Raw genomic sequence first — 782 nt, forward strand, 5'->3', positions numbered from 1 at the left:
TCCACATCCCAACTGCCCAGCTCCGCGAGGTCGATTTTCGTACCGGTGTCTGGAAACTGCAGCCACGGCGCTTCGGGGCGCACCTCATTGAGGTGCACATCAATCAACGACACCGCCGACCAGCGCGCCCGCTCCTCCGGCAGATTGCCGCCCGCGTCCCGCACCTGGTAAGCCACGCGCGTCAGCGGGTTATTGCCCGCGGCGCTGATAGTGGCGTAGTCGATGGTCAAGGTGATGTCACGGCCCACTTCGCCGGGTTGGACCCGGTGCTGAACCACTTGCGAGCCCCAGGCCAGAGTGATCAGGTCATAAGCGCGCATGTTTAGCCAGTAGCGAATGATGATCTTGACACCCGCCAATGCCTGCTCCTGATTGACGCCACGCAGCAAAACCTCCGGTGGGACCTGATACGCCAGCCCTTGGTGGCCGGGCAGACTGTCTTTGTCTTCGCCACCGGGGCGAGTCAGGCTGACCCGTAACCTGATTTCTTCGGTGAATGACTCATTGCCGCTTCTGCGCCTTAGCATGGCACATACCGGGTAGACCAAGAACGGGACGATATGGTGCGCGGGAACAGTCAGCGGGATCAGGTCAAGGTTTTGCTCGCCTTCGCGAATCGGCGTAGAGGCCACGGGAATATTACGGTTGCCCCAGAACAGTGAGGCAACACTGCCCGGAGTGACGCCATCTTTGGGGTTGATCAGGTAGACCACCAACGGCACCTCGGTATGCCGCAGGCCGATACCGCCATGCGCCCCTTCGATATCGCCATCAATGGCCGG

The 782-nt window shown here is 61.1% G+C and carries 1 pseudogene; it reads right to left on the reverse strand.

Annotated elements, in window-relative coordinates:
• Positions 1-782: pseudogene (locus GIW79_RS29540) on the reverse strand (hypothetical protein); the annotation flags it as partial.

The sequence above is a fragment of the Pseudomonas sp. PA-7-1E genome (assembly GCF_021605325.1).
GTDB classification, from domain to species: domain Bacteria; phylum Pseudomonadota; class Gammaproteobacteria; order Pseudomonadales; family Pseudomonadaceae; genus Aquipseudomonas; species Aquipseudomonas fluorescens_BV.